General features: G+C 46.2%; 4 protein-coding genes. All 4 read left to right on the top strand.

Features of this window, described 5'->3' with window-relative positions:
- Window positions 1–37: 37 nt before the first annotated feature.
- Window positions 38–946: a ParM/StbA family protein gene (locus tag DXC04_RS14390; protein ID WP_158580523.1), complete on the top strand. Its 909-nt coding sequence runs from the start codon at window positions 38–40 to the stop codon at window positions 944–946.
- Window positions 943–1,233, top strand: coding sequence for a hypothetical protein (locus tag DXC04_RS14385; protein WP_004614526.1), 291 nt, complete (start codon window positions 943–945; stop codon window positions 1,231–1,233). Before DXC04_RS14390 ends, DXC04_RS14385 begins: the two co-directional genes overlap by 4 nt.
- 154 nt (window positions 1,234–1,387) lie before the next feature.
- Window positions 1,388–1,924: a hypothetical protein gene (locus DXC04_RS14380; RefSeq protein WP_004614525.1), complete on the top strand. Its 537-nt coding sequence runs from the start codon at window positions 1,388–1,390 to the stop codon at window positions 1,922–1,924.
- 71 nt (window positions 1,925–1,995) lie between these two features.
- Window positions 1,996–2,258 (top strand): DNA cytosine methyltransferase (locus DXC04_RS14375; protein WP_199692554.1); only part of this gene is annotated, 263 nt, incomplete at its 3' end.

Raw genomic sequence — 2,258 nt, 5'->3', positions numbered from 1 at the left:
ATACCAGACGAAAAAATGAAAGAAGGATGTGATTGTGATGATAGTAGGAATTGATCATGGGTATTATGCGATTAAGACAAAACATGTGTCTTTTCCCAGTGGCATTATCAAGTATGATTATGAGCCGTATACGATGCAGAATGTTCTGCAGTATCGGGGAAAGTATTATGTCTGCGGTACAGGGAGACAGACGCTGGTAAAAAATAAAACGTCCAATGATAATTATTATCTGCTGACGTTGGCTGCGATTGCAGAAGAAATCAAGAACCGGAAAGCGGAACGAAAGACGGAAGTCATTCTGGCTGTTGGACTGCCTTTGTCCAGCTTTGGAAGGGAGAAACAGGGATTTCGGGAGTATCTGTTGAGGAAAGAACAGCCAGTGCGCTTTTTATATGAAAGTGAATGGTATGAGATACAGATCAAAGATGTGAAATTGTTCCCACAGGGGTACTCTGCCCTGGCTCTGCATCCAGAGTACCTGAAGAATGAACCATCTGTTCTTCTGGTGGATGTTGGTGGCTGGACGGTTGATCTGATGAGACTGGATAATAGTGTTCCGAATGCGGCAACCTGCAGGAGTCTGGAGCTGGGTGTGATCCGGTGTATTGATGAGACGGCAGAACAGGTGCGGAGAAATACCGGACTGTCTGTAACGGAAACACAGATCGAACGTGTGCTTCGTGGGGAAACCTGCAGCATGGCAGAAGATGCAAGAGTTGTCATACAGGAAAACGGACGGAAATACATCGAAAGAATCCTGTCTGCGGTCACGGAATCCGGGTTTGATCTCAGGGCGGTGCCGAGCGTATTTATGGGTGGAGGTTCTGCGATTTTAAAACGCCACGTGACCGCACAGGACGCGATTTGCCGCCCTGTTTTTATCGAGGACGTCCATGCGAACGCTGCCGGGTATGAACGGATTGTAGAGCAGATGTGGGCGAAATGACACGTCCGGTATATTCGTTCCGTCCAAACCTGAAAAATCCGGAACATAAGAAAGCATGGGAGAAATTCCAGAGTGTTCCGGAAGGACAGAAAAACCAGTACCTTGTTCAGGCGATTCTGGAAAAAGAGGACCGGAAGTGGATGGAAGAGGTCATCCAAAAGACGATTAAAGAAAGTGTTCGGGAATTAAACATTTGTGGCGGTGCGGAACAAATTGGAACAGATCCACCGGCTGGGGATATCCCGGACCAGATGATGGATTTCCTGTCTCAGATGGAAAATATGTAAAGGGGGTGAGGCCTATGATTGTGCGATACATACATTGTTGGATCTGCTAGGGGCAGGAGCAAAACAGCATCGATATCTTTGGTAGGTATTGTGAATAGCTTTCCATGCATCTTTGGAGTATGTTGTGTGTAGCGAAACGGAAAGGAGAAACGCTATGACAGAGATGAAGAACATATGCGGAAAGATCCCGAAGGACTTACACGAAAAAGTAAGAGAAGAGATTGAACTGACAGAAAGCAGCACACAGAAATTTATACAGCAGGTCATCGAAGAACATTTTGAAAGACTTGCAGGAAAAGGAGAGATGAGCATGGGAACAGCAAGAACAATCGCAGTACAGGTATCAGAGGAATTATTCCAGAGATTAAAAACAGTCATCGCAAAAAAAGGCATGAAACAGAAAGACTTCTTGATTCAGATCATCGAAGAGGCACTGGAAAAGGCAGAAGCCGAATGGCAGAACAAAGACAGCACCGAAGAAGCGGAACCTGCAACCGGAGAATCTGAAATAGAAGAGACTCAACCGGAAGAGGAAAATGACTTGGAAGAAGAGAGCGAGCCGGGCGAAGGAAACCAACCGGAAGAAGAATGCGAACCGGAAGAAGAAACTGAACCAGAAGAAGAAAACGAACTGGGCGAGGAAAGCAAACCAGACGAAGAAACCCAAGCAGAAGAACCAACAGAATGGTAACAAACAGATACAGAGAAACCAACAGGCGGTATGAGAAAAATCATGCCGCCTGTTTTTATCAGCAAAGGAGGTTGATAACCGCAACCATTCAATTTTTTGATCTCTTTAGCGGAATCGGGGGATTCCGTGAAGGCTTAAGACGTGCAGGGGGATTTACCTGTGTCGGACACTGCGAGGTGGATACTTATGCGGATAAGAACTACCGATTGCTGTTTGACACAGAAGGGGAGTGGTATTGTAGTGATGCACGAACAATTGAACCAGAACGAATGCCGGATTTTGATCTGCTCTGTGCAGGATTTCCTTGCCAGGCATTCTCTATCGCCGGAAAGCG

The organism is Dorea sp. OM07-5 (assembly GCF_003481355.1).
GTDB lineage: Bacteria > Bacillota > Clostridia > Lachnospirales > Lachnospiraceae > Dorea_D > Dorea_D hominis.
Note: the sequence above shows the minus strand (reverse complement) of the source record. Positions and strands in the feature narration are given on the sequence as shown.